We start from the raw sequence: 21,514 nt of genomic DNA, 5'->3' as shown, positions 1-21,514 counted from the left end.
CTAACCGGGCGGTGAATCGTTTGACCACCGCCCAGTTGCAACAAAGCTTGACTTTTCCTAAAGACGCCAAAATTCTCCAAAAAAATATTCTATTGCTGCCACATCCAACTGCCGGCTATGATGGCAAGATCGTCCATATCGACGGAATCGTCACCGTTGACATCCGCACCGGCACAGTCCGTGCAAGGCGCAAGCCAGTTTTCTGCCAACCGAGCCATATCACTCAAGTCCACGCTTCCGTCATCATTGATGTCCGCCAGCGGATCAGTCTTGCTGAATGTTTCGTCTATGCCCGGCCGGTAAGTTCCGTCCGAATAAAACGGTACAATGCTGGCCGTAAAGCCATATTCATCCACATCGATCCTGACATACTCATTGACTAGCCCGCCATTTATACCCGATGCAAGATCATGAGCACCGCCGACTGTCATATGGCTCCAGTCGTAAACAACCGGTTCGCCATGATCGAGCCAACTTCCCCCGCCGGTTATGCAGTAATATACTCCGTTCGAAAAGCCTCGTTCGTATTCATGAGTGTGGCCGCTAAAGCACGCATCTACTCCATACTGTTCAAACAGAGGTACAAGATAGGTTCTGAAAGCAGAATCACCATCAATCCATCGCTCGCAGTATGGCGGCCTGTGCACGAATACGAAAATGTATCGTGCATTGTCGGCAACCGCTGCCTGCAGATCATTCTCTATCCAACTGTAGTTGCTTCGATATGCATCATCGATACAAATGAAGTGACAACCCGCATAATCGAACGAATAATTACCAGGACCTGCATCAGTATATTTCTTGATCATTGCATTGCCGTAATTGTCATGATTGCCCCAGGCAACAGTAAACGGCACAACAGAACCAAGATACTTCACGACACGATCAAGGAAATATGCCTTAACGCTCCCATAGTTACCTCCGTTCTCAGCCATATCTCCGCAGGCAACTCCAAAGTCAACACCGCTCGCGGCCATATGCTGCATCATCGGAATCGTAGCACTGCTGGAGCCCTGGCTGTCACTCCAAACACCAAAACTGAAGTTCGCAAAACCAATCGGCGCAGTAGTGAAAGTTTGATCTTCCAGTGTTTCCTCACCGGCGGTCACACGGAAGTGATACGTAGTATCAGCCTCAAGACCACCGATCTCAGCCTTGTAGATATAACTACCCGCCCCGGACGTCTCATTGGAACAAACCGCAGAATTGCCGTAGCTTGTATCCAGCCCATAATCTACGCTGCAGTCAGCCTGACCGGACAGCTCCCACATCACCGTAATGCCATCTTCTTTAACGCTCTGCAGAAAGGGCTTTGTCAACACGGTCGGCTGCTGGTCGACATCCATGCCTAGCGGCCCCTTCAAGTCAGCAACATCGGAGGCTGTTAGCGGGCGATCATAAATAGCAACCGTTGATACATCTATCTGATTATCCTCACCGTTCTCATCAGCAAAAAGCAGCAAAACCGGATCAAGCGAAAAACGTCCGTCTATACTCTGTACCGAACCATCCAGCCATAGATCTCCGTTGACGTATATGCGATAGAAACTGCCGTTATCAACCGTGACGACCATTCGGTACCAGGTTTCTGTAGCTGTCGGCATCGAAGTATAGCCGGTTGCGCTGACGCCGAGTGAACCCGGAATCCCGCCACCGCCTCTTACAAAACAATCACCGTCATTGCCATTAGAGGAATTTGTCTGAAAAAATGATATCCATCCTAATGTCGGATACTTGAAGTCGACCAGCAAGGACCACTCATTTACATAGCCTTCACCGACGGCGGGGGCGATATCATGATCGGCAATATAATGACTGCCCACACCTATACTCACGGCCCCATCTGATGCGTCAATGCCCACTGTAGCCGAGTGCGATCCAACCAGACTGAGGTCGTTACCAATTGCAGCTTTTGTTAAATACGCCGGATCGTCGAAATCCCATAGACCGACCAGACCTGTCTGTGTATCTGCAAGGCCGGACGCAACGATCGTGAGGAGGCACGCAGAAAAAACAATGCCCGTTAGTTTGTAAAAGGACCTTCCAAATGAGACTAATCTCTTCATTACAACACTCCATAATTTGCTGCATTTAAAATTTAAAGAAAGGCCGCCGCGGATCATTCCGAGACGGCCACTTTTATGCTACTTCCTTCTTCTGATCACAGCCAGACCACCAATTGCCAGCAGTGAAAGAGTCATTGGTTCAGGAACTGCGTTTCCAACAGCACCCATATCAGCTACAGCATCAGCAGTAAGAGCTGAATCCCAGATCGCAGCGGTTGAGACATGGATCTCATTATCCTCGCCGTTCTCGTCCGCAAACAGGAGCAGTACGGGATCCAGAGAGAACCGGCCGTCCTGCCCTTGACCCGAGCTGTCCAGCCAGAGCTGGCCATCTACAAATATTCGATAGAACTGATCGTTGTCTGCAGTAACAACCATCCGGTACCATGTGTCAGTACTGGTCGTGTTCGTTGAATACCCGCTCGCGCTGACACCAAGCGTAGCAGCACCGTTGCGAACAAAACAGTCGCCATCGTTTGTGTTGGACGAGTTGGTCTGGTAAAGACTTATCCAGTCGAGGGCTGGATACTTGAAGTCGATCAGCAGTGACCATTCATTGACGTAACCTTCTCCAGCGGCCGGCGAGATGCCGTGATCGGCAACGTAATGGCTGCCGACGTCGATACTGACTGCCCCGTCTTGGGCGTCATAGCCTACCATAGCTGTATCACTTCCAACCAGGCTAAGATCATTACCAATGGTCGCAGCGGTCGTATCTGCGGAATCATCAAACTCCCACAAACCGACAACTGAAGCACTCGCACACGGTGCGATCACCAGCAGACACAAAATTGCAATTGATTTCATTTTCATCGGACCTCTCCTTAAACAAAAAAAACATTAATTTACATTATGTAATGGCGCAAATCACCTTAGATGCCGGTGCTCCCCCGAAAAAACGGGGGAACATCAACATCGTTTTACTGTTTATTGATTATAATTGGTGCAGTCTTCCATAAATGGCATGCTGCATTTGAGCCAACTGCTGGCAAGTATTGCAAAATCATCAAGATCAACTTCGCAGTCCTGGTTCATATCTACAGGATCAAATCCCCATGCTCCACATTCATTGTCAAAGATTGTCACCTCTACAGTCTTGATCGGGATCCCATCAAAGCTGAGGTCTGAACTGGAAGCATCAAAGGCTATCTCAGTTGAGTATTCGGTTGCGATCAAAACATCATCGTCAACAGCAGTGATCGTGATCGTCTGCGGCGTCGACGCATTAGAAGGTGTGAATGTCAGTACTTCAGGCTCGATAGCAACGACATTTGGATCTGCAACGTCACTGACATAGACCTCAACATCACTAGTCGGGTCACCTGTCAATTCTACCGAACAGGTCACCGATGAGCCGCCCTCGATCACTTCCTGGCTGGTTGGCTGAATGAAAAGATAAGCACTGTCGTCGTCATAGAGCGTTACCGTAACAGCAGGTATCAAACCCCCGTCATAACCAGCGTCAACACTTGCAAGTTCAAATCTCAAACCGATCTTCTCAGTACTTTCTACATCACTGTCATTGACAGGCTCGACACCGATCGTCTGAACTTGCTGCCAGTTTGCCGCAGGAATAGTAAATGTAACCGGCTCGCCCGGCAGCCCAGCCGTTGCTGCGCCGGGTGCTATGAGCTGGACATCATCGGCGTTTCCCAGGACCGTGTTGGGATCGACCGTGATTTGGACATCAGCGGTGGGTGCTGTACCGGTAAACTGAACATCAACTTCGGAGGCGACAGCATCATTTTCAAGCATAGTCAACTCTGACAAGCTGGTGGACCCTACGACGTGACCTATCGGATCACCAACTCCACCAAGTTCCAGAACAGTTGCACTGTCAAGACCAGTGTCCCATATCGCCACATTGGAAACGTGTATTTCATTGTCTTCACCGTTCTCATCTGCGAACAGAAGCAGGATGGGGTCTAAGCTGAGCCGGCCGTCGACACTCTGCACCGTACCGTCCAGCCAGAGTTCCCCGTTAACGTAGATCCTGTAAAATTCGCCATTGTCTACGGTCACGAGCATTCGATACCATGTTTCCGTTTCCGTCGGATTCGTCGTATACCCGGTCGCGCTGACACCAAGGCTGCTGGGCACTCCGCCGCCGCCACGCACAAAACAGTCACCGTCATTTGTATTGGACGGATTCGTCTGGAAAAAGCATATCCAATCCAGTGTCGGATATTTGAAATCGATCAGCAGTGACCACTCATTGACGTAACCCTCTCCTGCGGCCGGCGTGATACCATGATCTGCTTCGTAATAACTGCCCACGCCAATACTGACCGCGCCGTCCGTTCCGGAATAACCTGTCATTGCAGTGTCAGTTCCCACAAGTGTAAGATCGGCACCTATTGTCGCTTCGGTAGTGTTAGCCGGATCATCGAAATCCCACAGACCCACAAGCGAAGCATTTGCCGCAGAGACAAAAACCAGGCACAGCAGAACTCCAAAAAACTTCTTCATCACAATACTCCTTCCTAAAAATTAGTTTGCTTTACACGCTGGTCCGAACAACCCTCACTGTCGACCAGCCTCTCTTACGATTAATTCGATATTATCCACATAGGCATCGGCAACTCCGTACGTTCTCACCACACTAACTGTGACCGTTGCTTTGCGAGTGCCGATCGGAATCCTACCCACCTTGGATCGATTGATAAATCTGGTTTCATTGTTCCGTTCCTCCGGAGTCGATGGTTCCAGCTTCTCACTGCCCACAAGCTTGCCTGATGAGTCCAGAAAATCGACCTCTATCGTCGCTGAGTCTCCATGATCTTTAAATCCACCCAGCCAGGCAGAAAGCTGATATGTGATTTCAGATCGATCGATAAGGTACGTCAAAGGCTTCAGATCAATTTCTTGTGAAATAAGACAGTCATCCCTGCCCACAAAAAAGTTGTCCCCGCAGTCCGGAGGCAGAGGATCCCGGCCTTTTTGTGGAAATGGTTGACTCTCAGAACTATAACTGAAAATAGTTGCGGGCGCTTCATCCATCCACCCTTCAATTACGATATTTGTAATATCGCCGTTATCGAAGGGTTCCCCGACCGGCCCTGACTCAAAATCCCCATTCACAATTAGGTTCTTATCCATCAACTCATGGGAGCTAAGTAACGAATCGAGGTCACGAACAAACAGACTATCGCTGTAGTTCTGTCTGGCAAGAGAGTCATTAGCATTTACGACTCCCGACTCATTCTTATTGAGCCTTAGAAACCCATCAAACACAACGGGATCAATTCCCTTTCGCAATTCGACCTGTCCCTCGAAGACGTGTGCCTGTGTTTGCCCGGCCTTGCCCACCTTGACGCCAAATTCCGTCCCATAGTCAACCACCGTTGCACGGGGCGTACGCACAATGAAACCTACAGCTTCTTTTGGCACCTTGCATGACACAGATCCCTGCCATAGGAATACAGTATTTTTACCTTCGAATTCAACCTCTGCCGGTCCATGGATCAGTACGCTAGTGCCGCTTTCAAGATCGATCTCCGCAAATCCACTCAATAGTTTATAGATGCCGGTCTGCAATTTCTTGCCGACTTTCATATCTTCACCGGACCCACTCCATTGAGCTTCGTAGCTGTTTCCCACAGTCGCCACGACCGGGCCGCCTTCAGGGATGAAAAACAAATAGACAAACATAAACAAAAAAGCTGTCGCCGACAGTATCGCGGTCATTGCCAACATGCGGCTTGTCTTTGTGTGTCGATCTGAGCATCGTGATGGTATGGGCTCACGGACCGGCGCAGCCTTAACCGGCGGGGGCTCGATTTCAACCGTACGGGCAGTCTTTTCCATTAGAACAAGCTGCTGCCACAAATCGGTCATTTCAGGTTCGGACAGCTCCGGCTGGTGCGTTTTGTTCGCTGAGCCGTAACGCTTCAGTGCTGCACACAAACTCATATAGTCAACATAGTAATAACGCAACTCGGCGTTACTGTTTACCAGCTCACGCAGCTTATCGAAGTCGGCATCACTGATCGATCCGTCCAGCATGACCTGGATCAATGATCGCAGTTCACATCTTTGGCGGTTTCTTTCGCTCATGCCATATCCTCCCTGGCCAGAGCCCTGCGAATACATTCAAGCAGGTTTTCATGAATTCGACCCATTGTCTTATATAGCCCCTGCACCGGCCTGCCGACATAACTTGCGATCCGCTTTACAGTATTACCTTTTTCGTAGCGAAGTTCGATCAGTCGCAGGTCACGCTCGCCCAGCCTTCCCAAACAATTACGAAGCGCCTCTACACGAAAGTCAATATCGCTGCTGGCCCGTGCGGAATCTTCGGCTACACTGTCAAAAACATCGCTGTTGAAAAGCACGCGATAGTTGCCCTTTTTGCGATAGTAGTTAAGTACCTTATTGCGGGCTATGGAAATGCCCCATGCAGTAAAATTCTCTATCGGCTCGCTCTGATCATACTTGCACCACATCACCTCTGCAGTATCCTGCATTATATCCTCGGCATCGGACCAGTTACCAACGAGGGTCAGAATGTAGGAATATATTCTCCCTTCGCTGGCCATCAGCAGCCGTACAAACCGCTTGCCTTTGTCGACTTCGCCATTTTTGTGTGCATCGATATGCGACATAATTTCCTCGAATCAGTATCCCACTCATAGATACAGAATTCCAGGTGAGATTTACAAGGACTTAACAGGTATTTCACTGGTAAGTTGCATCAGAATTGAAATTTGGAGGGTAATTTTCAAAAAAAATGCAAAATTAGCTCGCGACTACTGCTCAAACGCAGCAATTGTCCGGATAACTGGATCGCAAGTAAAGTCATCCCCCGGCCAAAACAGCCTCTACGATTCAAAGTTCCTTTTGCCGACTTGACCTTCGCCGCCTCATCCACTCATCTATATAAGATTCGACGTCTGGCTGATCGTTAGCGGCCTCAGTACCTTCCGCACCAAGCTGCCACATCCCGTCCGGCCGAATCTGCATCACCCCCGCATCGCGGTAGAACCGAAGTTTTGCCAGCAAGAACTGAACCCTGGCCTCAGTGGCCCGGTCCTGAGCATCCAGATAATCCTCCTGTGCATCCAGCACATCACGAGTACTTGCCCGGTCGTACTGCTGAAGCATCGATGTATGCTCGAAACGCTCGTCAGCCAGCTCCAGACTCTCAACCTGGGTCGAGTACAATTGCCCCGCTTCGACCATATCCCTGTATGCCTGCCTGACCTGGGCGGCAATAACATCCTCGAGCTCCGCCTGCGCACGCTTCTGCTGATTGAGCGTTATAAGCGAGGCCCGCCAGGCTGCCTTCTCATCGGTTCTATCAAGCGGCAGGTCAAGTTCGAGACCGACCGAGACCAGCTCTTCGGATGAAAGTCCGGCCAGCGATTCTGTTCCCGCCTGCCCGCCTGCCGCAATGTTAAGCTCAGCCCTGACAGCATCGGCAGCAACAACCACTTTTCGCCGAGCGTCTTCTACCCTGTCACGGGCATTGGCCAGATCGAGCCTTAGTTCCATCGCCGCCGATATCGCCTGTGCCTCAGTAAATGTAACGGACTCTTCAGTCGATATGGCGGCAAGCTGATCGGCATCAAGTTTAAACTCTACAGTCGGCGGAACATTCAGGAACAACTTCAGGGCATCGACAGCATCCTCGTAATCTTTTCGCTCCTGGATAAGAATATCTCTTGCCTGGATGACATCCTGCTCGGCCTGCTGCAGTTCCAGCTTTTCGAATCTGCCTACCTCCGCCCGCTTCTGCATGGTCGTATACAGATTTCTGAGCTTCTTATAATTTTCTTCCGCGTTTCGAACCCTGTCAAGCTGCTGTAATGCCTGGAAGTACAGCGTGAAAACTGCGACCACCTGCTCCTTGCGAAAGCGATTGAATGACCGCAATTGATAGATCGTATCCCGCTCGGCCTGTGTTAACGGCTCGAGCACTACCAACGGATCGCTCCCACGCAGCAGAGGCTTGAAAACCGAAGCATCGAACACCCCGCTGATGCCGTCCGAACCGCTCGCCAGATTCGCCCAGGCCAGTGCAACAGAGGTCGTTATCCTCGTACCGTCACTCAGCAGTCGAGTGAATCCAGTCGCCAGATCGGCTGCCGCGGCTTCATCACCTTCGTCATAGACGTATTCCGCCCGTCCCGTTGAAAACGGATTCGCTTCGTAGGCGTGCCGCACCACCGTAAGATCCAGCGCCTGGAGATACAGCAGTTCCTTCTCTTGCTGATATTGCCGATTATATTCTGTAGCAAGCGTAACCGCCTGTGGAAGAGCCAGAACACCCCTGTCACCAAGCATATCTTCCAACTCATACAACGCCTGATCCGTTCCCGCCTCGGTCATTGAGTAGCTGGCCTTTTGTCCCATTCGGCCGGACCATTTCCGGTCAATGATATCATGCACCTCTGCATCTATCTGCTGCTGATACTCGGTAAGATTGCCCCCATCACAACCGATAACAACCGCCGTCATTGCCGCACAGCAAAGTGTCTTTACAATTTGAACTGAAAACATTTTCATTTGGCATGCACACCGCAGGCTCATATTGATTGTTTAGCAAGGCCCGGTTACAGGAGTCGAACACCGACCACTTCCCCCGGATCGACCTCAAATTGCTGCGGGATCTCTATCAGCACAGCTCTGCCGTACTCGGGCACCCTCGGATCCTGCCAAAGCCTTTCAGGCATCAGTTCATATGCCGGGCTGACTTCGTAAACCCGTGCATCCGCGACCTGCGGCTCCGCAGCCTGACGTATCAGTTGTACTCGTGCATCTGCCCTCAGATCGACATACTGGTTCTGCTTAACGTAAGCAACAACGTCTGTACTCTGCTCCGGCGCGACCACAACGATCGGCTGACCCGCAAGAACTGTCTCACCTTCGCCGGCCAGGATCTGCCGGACCGTTCCATCCGCAGGAGCTCGCAGATCCAAAGCGAATCGCTGCACCTGAAGCTCCTCCAGCAGCGATTCCTGGACATCTATTTCCTTGATGATCGGAGCTATTGCCAGTTCCAGTGAGCCATTCTGGTCATCCGCTACAGCCTCCTGGTACTGCTGATATCTCGCAACGGCTTTGTCATGAGCCTGCTCAGCGGCGGCGAGAAGTTCCCGATTCTCGGCCACACTTTCAGCCACTACGTCATATTCATTTTGGGCTTGCTTTACGGCATAATCAGTCGTGACCGCACCCGCATCGAACAGGTCCTTCTCGATCTGCACCTCCGCCTGAAGATTTCCCAGACGTATAAGCTGCGGCTCGATCTGAGCCTGCAATTCGAGAACCTTCAGACGGGCAGCTTCGACATCGAGCACGAAGCGACGATGTGTCGCAGCCTTCTCTGATTCGAGCCTTTCTGCCTCGGCCAGCATCTGGTCGCGGACCTTATCCATCTCGGCCCCCAGTTTGCCGATCTCCGCCCTGATGGTCTGCAGACGTGTTGCTATATGGTCGTCCTGCATTCTCGCAACCACCTGACCGCGATTGACCCGCTGATACAAACGCACCCCCACATCTTTGATTCTGCCGTTTTCAAGCGGAGATACTTTCCTGGTGTTGTCCCGCGCAATACCTACCAGCTTATAATCCTGCATACGGTATTGAAACAGCACCACCGTACCAGCCAGCGCAGCAAACCAGACAACCGCCGGCAGCGCTCTTTTGATCACATATCCTTTGGCACTTCTAAGGGCCATCCCTAAACCTCTAGTAGCTGTTCCTGCATCGTTAAACTAACATTCGAAACGCTTTCGAGCTCCTCCAACTGCGCAAGCATCTCGGCATTCTTCCCCGTATTCTTTATCATAACCTGATATGCGTATTCGACAGTCGGGGCATCGAAATCGCTGTCCTGTGCAGATATGAGTGTAAAGTTACGGCAGAACTTCTTGAGCACCTGACCCACCGGATGATCCGCACCCATATGACCGTCGAGACTGAACCTCAAAAAACCGTTGTGCGGCCGATGCGCCCCAAACTCACCTACATGCATGTATGCAGCTATACCCGCAAATGCGATCGTACCAATGATCGATATATCATACCGCCGTGATCCCGCAGCCATACCGATCATTAACGCGCCGAAAATAAATGCGATATCACGTGTATCCTTGATCATATTGCGAAAACGAATGATCGAAAGTGCTCCGAGCAGCCCCACAGCCGTCACAAAGCTGTTCTGAATAGTGCTCATCACGAGCGCGATCACAACCGTTATCAGCACCAGTGACTGCACAAAAGACTTGGAGTAGCTCAACCCGCTGTGAGTGAAAAAATACGTCCATGCCAGCACCTGCCCCAGCACCAGCGACAGCAGCACCGCCGTCAGCACCTGAACAGCATTGACCGGCTCGCCCGAATTCATGGATCCGTCAAGCATCTGCCATATTTGATCCGCTCGCATCAAAATACCCCCACTTGAGGAGCACAGAATCCATCTTCACAGGCCTGCTCGACCGAGGCACCATACTTGCTCATGGCACTTTGCGGCAGAGCAAAACTCTTCACCAGATGCGTTAGCCACATCGGATACCGCGCTGTAAACTTCAGCTCCAGAACAACGAAATCCATCGAGACCGACTGCCATCCGCCGCCGTTTACCGTTACGATCGGTTGCTTGGTCGACTTGAACTGGAGGTTTCGATCAAATGTGATCCGCACGCGATTATCATCATCGCCCTCAAATGCCTGCCTTTTATACCGGACCAAAGTGACAGGCCTTGCATTGATACTCTTAAAATAAAGCTGAAACTGCTTCAGTGATTCGTCGTCGATCTCATGAGGCAGAACGATCCGCTTGCCCGCGATCACATCCGGCACTTGATCGGGCAGTATTTTCGCCCTGCTCTTTATGATCACACCGTTGATACGCCTCTTGATCTCGGCAAAACGCGGCTCATATTCACCATCCGCATACGCCCTGATCCTCAACTTGAACCTGTTCTTTTTCCCGGTCCTGGTCTCCCTGTACAGGGACAATTGTTCGGAATCAAAATATAGGCTGGAAATGCTGTATTCGTTGCGGGGCTTATCCTTGCTGTACTTGTCAAGCGGCAGATACGGTCGAATGTATTCACGAATTGCAGCAGCCTGGGACTCACTGATGCGGTATTTCAACTCGTATCTGCAGGAAAGGGTCCTGTCACGAGATTCATTTGGTTTGTGACTCCTGGGGTGTTCAGCCGCGGAACGCGGGGACTCCGTCTGCCTGATCACGGGGACGGATCTTGCTATCTGTTCTGTAGATACCCTGTCTTTTCTACGAATACCAGTATGCATCACACTCTCATTGTCGCCCAAGCCTGCTTTCCGGTCAATTTCAGCCACGCCACTCCTGCCTGATGGTTTTTAGTAATGACGGCCGGACCAAAGCACTAACATAATCCTAACGTTTTGCTCTGAAAAGTCAATACATTTAACAATACTGTCCCTAAAAAGGCAAAATCCGGTTTTATTATTGCACCATGCCAAGTCGCGATAAAAATTCCAGACACACATTATACCATTTACCAGGACTAAATTCAAGCACTTTCTAAACTTGCGCCTTACGCAAAAGGGTTTTTGGGCCCTCATTTCTTCTCTGAGACAATTGGATCGTTTTTTTCGCGGCAAACTGCCAAAGATTTGGTTTTAAGATGGATCTTTGCTATAATATATAGTGCCAATATTTATGACCAAAAAAACTACGGAGGAAGTTTTGAAACCACAGACCGGTTGCAGGCTTTTAACGCCTTTATTTGTTGTCTTGTTTCTAGTGCAAACTGCCCGCGCATCGGACCTCACGGGGGACCTTTTCGTAGACATATCGGACCTTCGCATTATGGCTGACAACTGGCTTTCTCCGTCACCCAGCCCGGCCGATCTCACCGGCGATGGCAGCACAGACTACAGCGATCTGGCACTGCTTGCTGGAAGCTGGCTCGACCATTCTGCAACTGTGCTCATAAGTGAATTCATGGCCTACAACCGCGACTCGATAACCGATATTGACGGCGACACCTCCGACTGGATCGAGCTGTACAATCCCATGCCGCAAAATATTAACCTAAAAGGATGGTATCTCACAGACGACAGCTCCGACCTTACCAAATGGCGATTGCCAAGCCTTGAAATACCATCGGATAGTTTCGCGGTCATCTTCGCATCCGGTAAGGACAGATCGGACCCGGACGCAGAGTTACACACCAATTTTGCACTCGATTCACAAGGCGAGTTCCTGGCCCTGGTCAAGCCCGACGGAACAACGATTGCTCACCAATACGAAACATATCCTAATCAGTATTTTGATATCTCCTACGGGCTCGGCAATGTATCGGCACACACATACGACGAAATTTTAATGGACACCGATCATATAGCCTTTGCCAAAATTCCCATGGATGATTCGATGGGCGATTCATGGACAAACCCGGGATTCCAAACCTTCGGCTGGCTAAAAGGCAAAGCCGCTATCGGCTATGATTACGGCTCACTGATCGATCTGGATGTCAGTGACATGCGATACAGTAATCAGTCGGTCTACGTTCGCATCCCGTTCACCGTTGATCAGTTGACCGATCTGTCGAAACTCATTTTAAGATTAAAATATGAGGACGGAATTGCTGTCTACCTCAACGGCCATCAAATACTCAGCGAAAACGCACCCGAAACCCTCACCTACAACTCCGGTGCCCTTGAGAACAGACCAGACAGCATCGCCGTCGAGGACGAGGATTTCGACATCACAAAATACAAGGATTTTCTGGCTCTGGGCGAGAACGTGCTCGCTTTCCAAGGGCTCAACGTCAACCTAAGCAGCTCCGATCTGCTTATCTATCCGAAACTGATCGCAACTTATACCAACATAGGAAATTCGACCGACATTTCACAGCTTTATATGTCCCCGCCTACACCGGGAGCTGTAAACGAAAGCGGCACACTGAATCCAGGCCCCTGCATCACCGATGTCACCGAAAACCCGTCCCAACCCGCTGATGACGAAGACATCGTTATCACAGCAAAGGTCAGCCCCACCAAAAACAGCATTGCTGGCGTCTCGCTTCACTACCGCATAAATTACGCCCCAAAAGTACAGATCGACATGGTCGATGACGGTTCCCAGTACGACCAGAAAGCCTTGGACGGCATTTATACCGCTGCAATCCCCGCTTCCGCCGCCGGTCACAATGACATGGTCCGCTGGTTCGTCACCGCAACTGACAGCGAAGGTGAAACATCCCGAGCACCTCTGTTCCCGTATCCAGAGAATTCACCAGAATATTACGGCACGGTCATTACGGACGCCTCACTGCAAACTCAGATGCCCCGCATTCAGTGGTATGTGCAAGATGTTGCCGCATCCGAAAGCCGGAGCGGAACACGCGGATCCGTCTATTACCTCGGCCAGTTCTATGACAATATCGACATACACATAAGAGGCGGAAGCACCGCATACGCACCGAAGAAACATTTCAAGCTCAAATTCAACCACGGCCACAAGTTCGAGTTCGATCCGGATGTTGACCGTGTCGACGAAATTAACCTCAACAGCACCTACAGCGACAAGACGTATATCCGTCAGCCTCTGGCTTTTGAGATGTACGACTGGGTCGGTTCGCCCGGACCCGAGTCGTTCCCGGTACGCGCAGAGCGAAACGGCGAATTCTTCGGAATAAGCATATTCATTGAAGAACCCGAAGAAGAGCTGCTCGAACGCGAAGGTCTCGACCCCGACGGCGCCCTGTACAAGATGTACAACACATTCAAAGCAGGCGGCTGGGCCGAGAAAAAAACAAGAGAATGGGAAGGTCGTACGGATCTTGACAGCTTCTGCACTAACATAAATGATCTTACCGGAAATGAACTGCACAACTACATCATGGACAACGTGGACCTGCCCAGAACGCTCGCATACCTCGTCGCTACGATCCTTGTACATCAGAACGATCATCCGCACAAAAACCACTATCTCTACTGCGATACAGACGGCTCGGGTGAATGGTTCTTCATGCCCTGGGATCACGACCTGACCTGGGGCTCGAACTGGGACGGAAGCTCATACCATGACACGATCTATGCGGACGATGACCAGATCCCAGGCAAATCGACTGATGTGAAGCCCTCTCATCCATTTTTGGGTCGGTCCGATGCGAAAGAATGGAACTACCATTGGAACAATCTTATCGATGCGCTGCTCAGGGACCCGATCGTGAAGAATATGTTCCGCAGAAGACTGCGTACATGCATGGACGAGTTCCTGAAAGCACCGGGCACGCAGTACAGCGAACGCCCCATAGAAAACCGCATCGACGAAATGTATTCTCAAATGGGACCCGAGCTCCAGCTTGATTACGAAAAATGGGCGGACCCCTGGACATGGGGCGGCCAGGAAGGATACCCAAAGGATCAGACCCCGGCCCAGGCTGTGGACATTCTCAAGAATGACTACCTCGACGTTCGCAGAACCCACCTGTTCGTAACTCACAACGTAGACAACGCTGCAGCATACAGCATCCCGAACTCTTTCTCGGCTGAAATCCCGAACAGCCAGCCAGCCGATCTCGCGATCAGCTTTGGCAGCTATGACTTCAATCCCGCTTCCGCCAACCAGGATGAAGAGTACATACAGTTGATCAACCCTAATGACTTCTACGCCGACATATCCGGCTGGAAATTGACCGGCGGCATCGAACACACGTTCCGCAAAGGCACGGTGATCCCCGCGAGCGGCTCACTGTATGTTTCGCCCAACGTCCGGACCTTCCGCCAGCGAGCAACCTCACCTACCGGCGGCGAGGGCCTTTTCGTACAGGGCAACTACGATGGGCATCTGTCCAGTTGGGGCGAAACGGTCAGACTCATCGACACAAATAACAGCGAAGCAGCAATCCTCACTTACCCGCCCGCACCTTCCGACCAGCAGAGATTCATACGCATCACCGAATTCATGTATCATCCAACTGTCGGTTCAGGCTTCAATGAAGAAGAATTCGAATACATCGAACTTAAAAACATCGGCACCCAATCCGTCCTGCTCGACGGCATGAAGCTTACCGATGGCATATACTACACGTTCCCCCAGGACGGCAACCTCACGCTCGGAGCGGGCGAATACATTATAATCGCGAAGAATCGCCAGGCATTCGAATCACGTTACGATACTTCCGATCTGGCTCTGGCGCCGGGTCAGTACGCAGGCTATCTCAGCAACTCCGGTGAGAAAATCAAGCTCGAAGACACCACCAACAGCACCATACTTGAATTCGACTACAGCGACAACTGGTATGAGATCACAGACGGGCAGGGATACTCGATGACCATTCGCGACGAAGACTCATCACCGCTGCAAACCTGGGACGACAAAGACGGATGGCGACCTTCTGTTGTACCAGGCGGCTCACCCGGCTACTGCGATGCAGGCACGCTCCCGCCCCTCGATTCTATCAAGATCAACGAAATTCTTGCACACTCACACAGCGACGCGCCCGACTGGATAGAACTGCACAACACAACGGACGAACCCATAAACATCGGCGGGTGGTTCATCTCGGATAAGGAAGCCGAACCGACCCGCTATCGCATCGCCCTGGGTACGGTAATACCCGCTGGCGGATATCTCGTGTTATACGAGGACCAGCACTTCGGCAATCCTTCGGATCCCGGCTGCAACACTCCCTTCGCATTCAGTGAAAACGGCGAAACAGCCTACCTCCGCTCAGCCAGCAGCCACCAGCCCACAGGCTATGTCGAACAGGAAGACTTCGGGCCATCCGCCACCGGGGTATCCTTCGGAAGATACGAACTCTCGGACGGCACACACGATTTCACCGCGATGCGGACCCAAACGCCTGGCCAGCCAAACTCATACCCCGCCGTGGGCCCGATCGTCATCTCTGAGATTATGTACAACCCGCCGGACGGAGGCAGCTACGACAATGATGAATATGAATACATCGAGCTGACAAATGTCAGTGGCACAACTGTTGTGCTCCAGGACTACGACGCGGACAAAATGATGCACGTCCCCTGGAAGTTTACCGACGGCGTTGAATTTACTTTCCCGCTCGGTGTCTCGGTTGCTCCGGGTGAAACAATTCTGGTCGTCAAAAACACCTCCGCTTTCGCCGAGCGATACTCAGATGTCACCACACAAATTTTCGGCCCCTTCGAATCGGATACCAATCTCAGCAACGGTGGCGAAGATCTCGAACTCGCTATGCCGGGCGATATCGATCAGGCAGGCGAAAGATGCTACATCAGGGTCGAACGAGTGGACTATGACGATGACAGCCCCTGGCCTGATCCCACGGATGGCGACGGCTCGTCACTGCATCGCGTCGACCTGAACAGCTACAGCAACGATGTGTCGAACTGGACCGCTCTCACTCCGTCTCCGGGCAATTGATCAGCTCGTTGCAGGACCAGCATGAAAAAAAGCAGGGAACGTTTCACTAAGAAATGTCCCCTGCTTTCAGCATCAGCTTAAAATATTCTTATTACCGCCCCGGCGTCGGTGACAGAGCCTGCCAGTTGTCCGGCGACCAACCAGAGAAGGTACCCACTGTATGCCTGCGGTGCAGTGAATCACCCACCCCGTCAGCATCGCTCGGCCAAGGCGGACAGTCGGCATATATCACCTCGTCCACGATATACCACGGTATGTCAGTGTCGGGCAGATCGGGATCAAGCGCCTTTTCCAGGGTCACCCTCTCCCCGCCGTTGCTGAGGTTGCCCGACCAGGGCCCAAATATAGGACCCTCAGCTCCGTAAAGCCCCACGAAGTCAGCAAGTCTTTCAGTCTCGATCACCGGGTCGAATCCGACAATAACAATTCGTTCACCCGCTCCCAGCGTAATACCGGCCGGCAATACGAAATCAACACCCCCATCGATGTTCCACGGCCCTTCACTGGTCCACAGATCAACAGGATTCGCCGTCGGATTGTATATCTCGATATATTCATCGAGCCCCGAATTCTCCGTCGGATGATACATGATCTCGCTGATCAGTACTCCGCCGTCAGGCGCAATGTTGGATGCGCCTCGTGTGGCAGCCATATGGAATAGATACTCGCCGCCGTCCGGATACCGGCCAAGGGAAATGTCATTTTCCTGGCCCTTGAACAGTACACTGTCAACGACCCTGTCCAGCCCATTGCCCGGCAGATAAGAAAGTATTACCTTTTCGCCAACCTTGTTCAGACCAAATCCAATCGGCCCAAGCGGGTCTTGATGAAAGCCGCTGATCTCATCAAAACTGACAAATCCGTCCGGCGCCACCGTAACGCCTGGAAGCTGCCATTTCTTCAAATCGTCTTCGGTGTCGCTCAAATACCAGTTGCCGTCCAGAACTATGCTCGAAGATCCGCCATTGTATATTTCGATCCAGTCATTCGAATCATGATCCGGGTACGCAGGGTCATCCAGATCAGTATGCGCCATGACCTCGTTGATCACAACTTCATCATTCAGAACAGGATCATCAAAACCGGGCGAGCCGCCGATAAACGTGCTGCCCCGCCAGTTACCGCCCCAGTCGAGCGCCCCGTCATTCTGAGCCGAGATAGCAGCAGGCAACGGCACTATCGAATGCCCTCCGCCGTCCGCCTCTATCGGCCAGCCGCGAGCGTCAGCATAGCTAAACTCAGCGACAACGCCGTTCCAGTAGTCGTCTATCACGATGCGCTCGCCGCCGTTCGACAGTTTGCCGTTGGCGAATTCACCCGCGACCAACGAGCCGACACCCGGATACCTCGACAGCAAGGCAGCCTCATCCTGCACGACAAGAACGAACTCACCCGGCGCAAGCGTGGTTACCGAACTGCCTGCAAACGCAAACTCAACACCATCGCTTATCGTCACGTTCGACAGATCGATCGTCTGCGTACCAACGTTCTTGAGCTCGATAAACTCAAAGTCGTCATTATCAGCATCCAGCTCACCCTTGCTAAGATCCGCGTCAGCCGGATTATACATCACCTCACTCACCCGCAGTCCCTCCAGGATCGCCGTTGACTGCTGATCACCTGCCGTAAACTCCACCGGCTCCGACCAGTGTCCCCACCGGCCCGTGTTGTCCTGCATCTTGCACCGCACGCGATAAGTATGGCCAGCATCGACTACAGCCGCCGGTACCTTGATCGTACGATTCGTCGGATCCACACCCTCGCTCTCCCACAGAGCATTGTATTCATAGTGCGGCTTATCGTCAGGATCATACGCCGGGCACATCGGATCAGTTATTTCTGCGATACGCCACTTCATGGCTGCAAACGTTTGCGAACCCTGCGGATCACTGAACGAGCTGGTCACGAACCGCAGATCGTTCACCGGATACCCTGCCGTACCGGTATAACTGACCGTCGGCTTCTCCGGCTGAGCCATTGGTTCCTCGCATCGGCTGTCAATATAACTGGCCCTGTTGTTAGAATCCGTAAACGCGAACGCCTTCATGCTCGCAACTCTAGGCTCCATCGGGCCCCAATCCTGCGAACCTGACGAATACGGGCCATACCTCCATCTGTCCCTGTCCGCGGGCACGAACTCGGCAATAACCGCTGCCAGTTCATCCAGCATCGGATTGATCACGTCCTCCTTCCACAGAAGATCACGCATCTCACGCATCACGTTGCGATGCTCCAGTATGAACTCTTCCTTGGGCGGATACGTCCCCTCATAATAGAAGTAGTACCAGTTCGATGGATCGTCATGATCACCGCCGGGATGGTCCGCATATATCGCCTCCTCGGGGTAATCTCCGTTGCCGTTCCATACATTATGTGCCCAACTGCCGTCCGAATCATGCGGCAAGGTCCTTAGCCGACCGATCCCTCCATCACCGACGAAGGGCTCAAAATACCACGCCCTGTTCTTCAGCCACCCGTCAGACGGATTATAGTCGCGATGCTTGACCATCTCGCAGATCGTATTGTACTTGTACCAGTGCGGATAATCCACGTACCGGTTCAGCCACGCTGCATCCTTATCCGGATCACAGTTCTGACGTATATTTTGAAAATCACTGCCGTCAGTGACCGAATTTATGCCCTGGTTCCGCTGAACCTCCTCATGATTAAAGATCATGTGTTTAAGCTTGTAAAGGTTCCCGTCAGCTAGCTCATGCGCATCCATGAACCTCGCATCATAGTCCTCCATACCCAGATACATGCCGTAAAAATCGCCGTAGTACTGCCCCAGGACACCCGTAGGTGCCTCATCCGGGCCATCCACGACACGGAAATGGAACATATACATGTAAGGCGCAGGCACACCCACGATATTGAACAGCTTGTTGTTCATCTGTTCGTTCAGCCCGAAGAACGTCTGATTCAGCAAATTATCGCAGGCCTTTCCAATATTCAGCGTCCGCCACTTCGTCGAAAATTCTTCACCCTTGTTATCCTTAGCCTGCAGATAATGCCCCAGGTTGAACCTCACCCTCATCGACCGCTTGCCGCTGCCGGCGTAACGCTGGTTTACACCCCTCAGCCGATAGTGAATATGATCATGAACTACACCGTCGTAAACGAAAGCACCCTCCCAGTTGAACCTGTCCCGAGCATCCTCATTCGAACTTGGCACCCGATCCTCGGAATCATAGGCTATGCATTCAGAGAAATCTTTCGACCGCGTCACCAGCGAATACACCGGCAGCGAGTTCATAATCGCCTCGCTGTACGTATGCGGCGCCCCGTCCGGATCCACCGTCGTAGACTGAGCAGTATACGCTGGCACTCCGTCATAAACATAGTACGCATAATTCAGCGAAGGATCGTCCAGATACGGCAGCCTCACCGATGCACCTTTGCTGTCGGTCACGACGATACGATAACGCACAAGCGTCCTGTTATCCGACTGCGGCGGCATCATCACTGTATACACATCATCGTTGGCCGCTTCATCCCCGCCCGTACCGTCGTCGACCATTGCAAGACTCGTCCAGTTCGCCGGATCTTCGAATGCCGGATTAGGCTCAAACTCCTTGTTAGGCGTATTGACAAGCTCCGTATGTGTCAACGGCAGAAACGCCGGGATATAATCACCAGGCGAAACGATCTGGTACTTCAGCACGACCGCCGCTACTCCGTCCGGGTCTGTCACCTTAGCGGTAACCTTTACCTGCTCGCCTGTCGCGGGCATCTGCGGCTCATGATCCACCTGCCTTGTCTGCGGCGGTGCGTTATCCGCATAGCAGCTATTCTGCGCACCCGGCGTCGGCTCAAACGAAGGCTCACTCGGATCCTCACCCGGGACATAAAGCTCTGCGTCGATCACAAAATCACTGCTCCCGGAAGTACGATTGATCGCATGTATCGCTATGACATTTTCGCCCGCCGAACCAGCGCCCACATTGAAATAGTTCGCCCAGTCAGTAAGTTCGATCTCTTCCCAGCTCGCCTCATGATTGTAGGCCGTTCCGTTGTAGGCAATATCGCCCGTGCCAACATGAAAACGCCCAACCTCGACACCGTTGATCCAGACTACACAGCCATCATCAACATATATCCTCAGCTTGGGCGTGTCGAAAACCTCCTGCATCGAAGACACTGTGAAAGTATTACGCAGGTACGCAGAATTGTAGCTGTTGCGCATATCCGAAAGCTCGGTGTTGATCGCGTAGTCATTGTTCGCATCGTACCCAACCGGGGCCTTACCATCAAACCATGTGCCGTCTTCGACAAACTCCAAAAAACGCCAAAGCTCCATCGGATCGGACGCCTCAGAAGTCCCCTTCCGACACCGCCAGCCCTGCGCCTGAGCTTCCACCAAATACTTCGCCTGATTAGCCGTTTGCAGCCCAGGATAATAACCGCTCGCCCGCCAGCTCCCGCTCAGATCGTTATCGAGCAGCGGATTTATCAGCTCCATCGACGAATCCCGCCCAACACTAGCCAACGGCCACGGAGATTCCGCCTTGTAATCCACCTCGTCCATCTTCTCGCCGAAACTGTTTCTCAGCGTAACAGTTTCACCCTCGTTCGCCAGCTTCGCAGCATACGGACCGAGCACACCGCTTAGCCCATACCGTGTACTGAGGTACTCCGGGTCCTGGGCAATGACCAGATACTCCCCCGAACCGATCACCGTCTGCTGGGGAAACGCATAAGATATCCCATCCGAAAAATACCACCCCGAAAGATCGACCGCTTCCTGCCCGGCGTTATAAAGTTCGACAAATTCCATCGGCTGCAGTTTATCATCAGGCTTGAAAAACATCTCGTTGATAACAACCTTCTCACAAACCTGCCCCCATGAACCAGCCAGTACGTTAAAATCGATATAATCCACACGACCCGAACCGGAGATATTGGCAACCGAATCCTCCCCGGCCAGCCACTCCCCCGCAAACACCTCCAGATCTGCCATATCGACCCAGCCGTCACCGCTGATATCGCCCGGAGGACAGTTGGCCCCCATCGAAAAAGAACAGAAGAAAACGACCCCCAGCACAAAAAACTGATGCACACTCTTCATGAAAACACCCTT

At 52.0% G+C, this 21,514-nt stretch carries 11 protein-coding genes; 1 reads left to right on the top strand and 10 read right to left on the bottom strand.

Translation table 11 applies throughout. The annotated features are described in order from the left end of the window. Positions 1 to 89: 89 nt before the first annotated feature. The 9 genes from STSP2_RS04990 to STSP2_RS04950 all read right to left on the bottom strand — a co-directional run bounded on the left by STSP2_RS04990 (position 90) and on the right by STSP2_RS04950 (position 11,378). Entirely contained in the window at positions 90 to 2,066 is a 1,977-nt protein-coding gene (locus STSP2_RS04990; RefSeq protein ID WP_169853004.1) for a metallophosphoesterase, read from the bottom strand. A gap of 78 nt (positions 2,067 to 2,144) precedes the next feature. Beyond that, the gene (locus tag STSP2_RS04985; protein WP_146660413.1) at positions 2,145 to 2,879 is read right to left on the bottom strand and encodes a PEP-CTERM sorting domain-containing protein; all 735 of its coding nucleotides are present in this window, start codon (positions 2,877 to 2,879) and stop codon (positions 2,145 to 2,147) included. A gap of 114 nt (positions 2,880 to 2,993) precedes the next feature. Further along, positions 2,994 to 4,535 (bottom strand): hypothetical protein, encoded by a 1,542-nt coding sequence (locus STSP2_RS04980; protein WP_146660411.1) that lies wholly within the window; start codon positions 4,533 to 4,535, stop codon positions 2,994 to 2,996. A 54-nt stretch (positions 4,536 to 4,589) separates the two neighbouring features. Continuing rightward, positions 4,590 to 6,122, bottom strand: a complete 1,533-nt coding sequence (locus tag STSP2_RS04975; RefSeq protein ID WP_169853003.1) for a FecR domain-containing protein — start codon at positions 6,120 to 6,122, stop codon at positions 4,590 to 4,592. Beyond that, the gene (locus tag STSP2_RS04970) at positions 6,119 to 6,670 is read right to left on the bottom strand and encodes a sigma-70 family RNA polymerase sigma factor (protein ID WP_146660407.1); all 552 of its coding nucleotides are present in this window, start codon (positions 6,668 to 6,670) and stop codon (positions 6,119 to 6,121) included. The genes STSP2_RS04975 and STSP2_RS04970 overlap by 4 nt, the downstream gene beginning before the upstream one ends. Positions 6,671 to 6,893: 223 nt before the next feature. After that, positions 6,894 to 8,573: a TolC family protein gene (locus tag STSP2_RS04965; protein WP_169853002.1), complete on the bottom strand. Its 1,680-nt coding sequence runs from the start codon at positions 8,571 to 8,573 to the stop codon at positions 6,894 to 6,896. Between the two features lie 47 nt (positions 8,574 to 8,620). Beyond that, positions 8,621 to 9,748, bottom strand: coding sequence for an HlyD family secretion protein (locus tag STSP2_RS04960; RefSeq protein ID WP_146660403.1), 1,128 nt, complete (start codon positions 9,746 to 9,748; stop codon positions 8,621 to 8,623). Between the two features lie 2 nt (positions 9,749 to 9,750). Next, positions 9,751 to 10,455, bottom strand: a complete 705-nt coding sequence (locus STSP2_RS04955) for a DUF4956 domain-containing protein (RefSeq protein WP_146660401.1) — start codon at positions 10,453 to 10,455, stop codon at positions 9,751 to 9,753. Next, positions 10,455 to 11,378: a polyphosphate polymerase domain-containing protein gene (locus STSP2_RS04950; protein ID WP_146660399.1), complete on the bottom strand. Its 924-nt coding sequence runs from the start codon at positions 11,376 to 11,378 to the stop codon at positions 10,455 to 10,457. The genes STSP2_RS04955 and STSP2_RS04950 overlap by 1 nt, the downstream gene beginning before the upstream one ends. 493 nt (positions 11,379 to 11,871) lie before the next feature. Here STSP2_RS04950 and STSP2_RS04945 point away from each other — a divergent pair, with 493 nt between their 5' ends. Continuing rightward, positions 11,872 to 16,434, top strand: a complete 4,563-nt coding sequence (locus STSP2_RS04945; RefSeq protein ID WP_169853001.1) for a lamin tail domain-containing protein — start codon at positions 11,872 to 11,874, stop codon at positions 16,432 to 16,434. A gap of 91 nt (positions 16,435 to 16,525) precedes the next feature. Here the strand turns inward: STSP2_RS04945 and STSP2_RS04940 are convergent, their stop codons facing one another. Beyond that, positions 16,526 to 21,502 (bottom strand): lamin tail domain-containing protein, encoded by a 4,977-nt coding sequence (locus STSP2_RS04940; protein WP_146660395.1) that lies wholly within the window; start codon positions 21,500 to 21,502, stop codon positions 16,526 to 16,528. Positions 21,503 to 21,514 lie beyond the last annotated feature (12 nt).

Source organism: Anaerohalosphaera lusitana, assembly GCF_002007645.1.
Classification (GTDB): Bacteria; Planctomycetota; Phycisphaerae; order Sedimentisphaerales; family Anaerohalosphaeraceae; genus Anaerohalosphaera; species Anaerohalosphaera lusitana.
The sequence above is the reverse complement of the archived record's forward strand: the minus strand, read 5'-3'. Positions and strand labels throughout refer to the sequence as shown.

Coding starts and splice junctions, on each gene's coding strand:
- STSP2_RS04945 (WP_169853001.1), top strand. CDS start 11,872: ATGGCTGACAACTGGCTTTCTCCGTCACCCAGCCCGGCCGATCTCACC.
- STSP2_RS04975 (WP_169853003.1), bottom strand. CDS start 6,122: ATGAGCGAAAGAAACCGCCAAAGATGTGAACTGCGATCATTGATCCAG.
- STSP2_RS04985 (WP_146660413.1), bottom strand. CDS start 2,879: ATGAAAATGAAATCAATTGCAATTTTGTGTCTGCTGGTGATCGCACCG.
- STSP2_RS04955 (WP_146660401.1), bottom strand. CDS start 10,455: ATGCGAGCGGATCAAATATGGCAGATGCTTGACGGATCCATGAATTCG.
- STSP2_RS04965 (WP_169853002.1), bottom strand. CDS start 8,573: ATGAAAATGTTTTCAGTTCAAATTGTAAAGACACTTTGCTGTGCGGCA.
- STSP2_RS04960 (WP_146660403.1), bottom strand. CDS start 9,748: ATGGCCCTTAGAAGTGCCAAAGGATATGTGATCAAAAGAGCGCTGCCG.
- STSP2_RS04990 (WP_169853004.1), bottom strand. CDS start 2,066: ATGAAGAGATTAGTCTCATTTGGAAGGTCCTTTTACAAACTAACGGGC.
- STSP2_RS04970 (WP_146660407.1), bottom strand. CDS start 6,670: ATGTCGCATATCGATGCACACAAAAATGGCGAAGTCGACAAAGGCAAG.
- STSP2_RS04980 (WP_146660411.1), bottom strand. CDS start 4,535: ATGAAGAAGTTTTTTGGAGTTCTGCTGTGCCTGGTTTTTGTCTCTGCG.
- STSP2_RS04940 (WP_146660395.1), bottom strand. CDS start 21,502: ATGAAGAGTGTGCATCAGTTTTTTGTGCTGGGGGTCGTTTTCTTCTGT.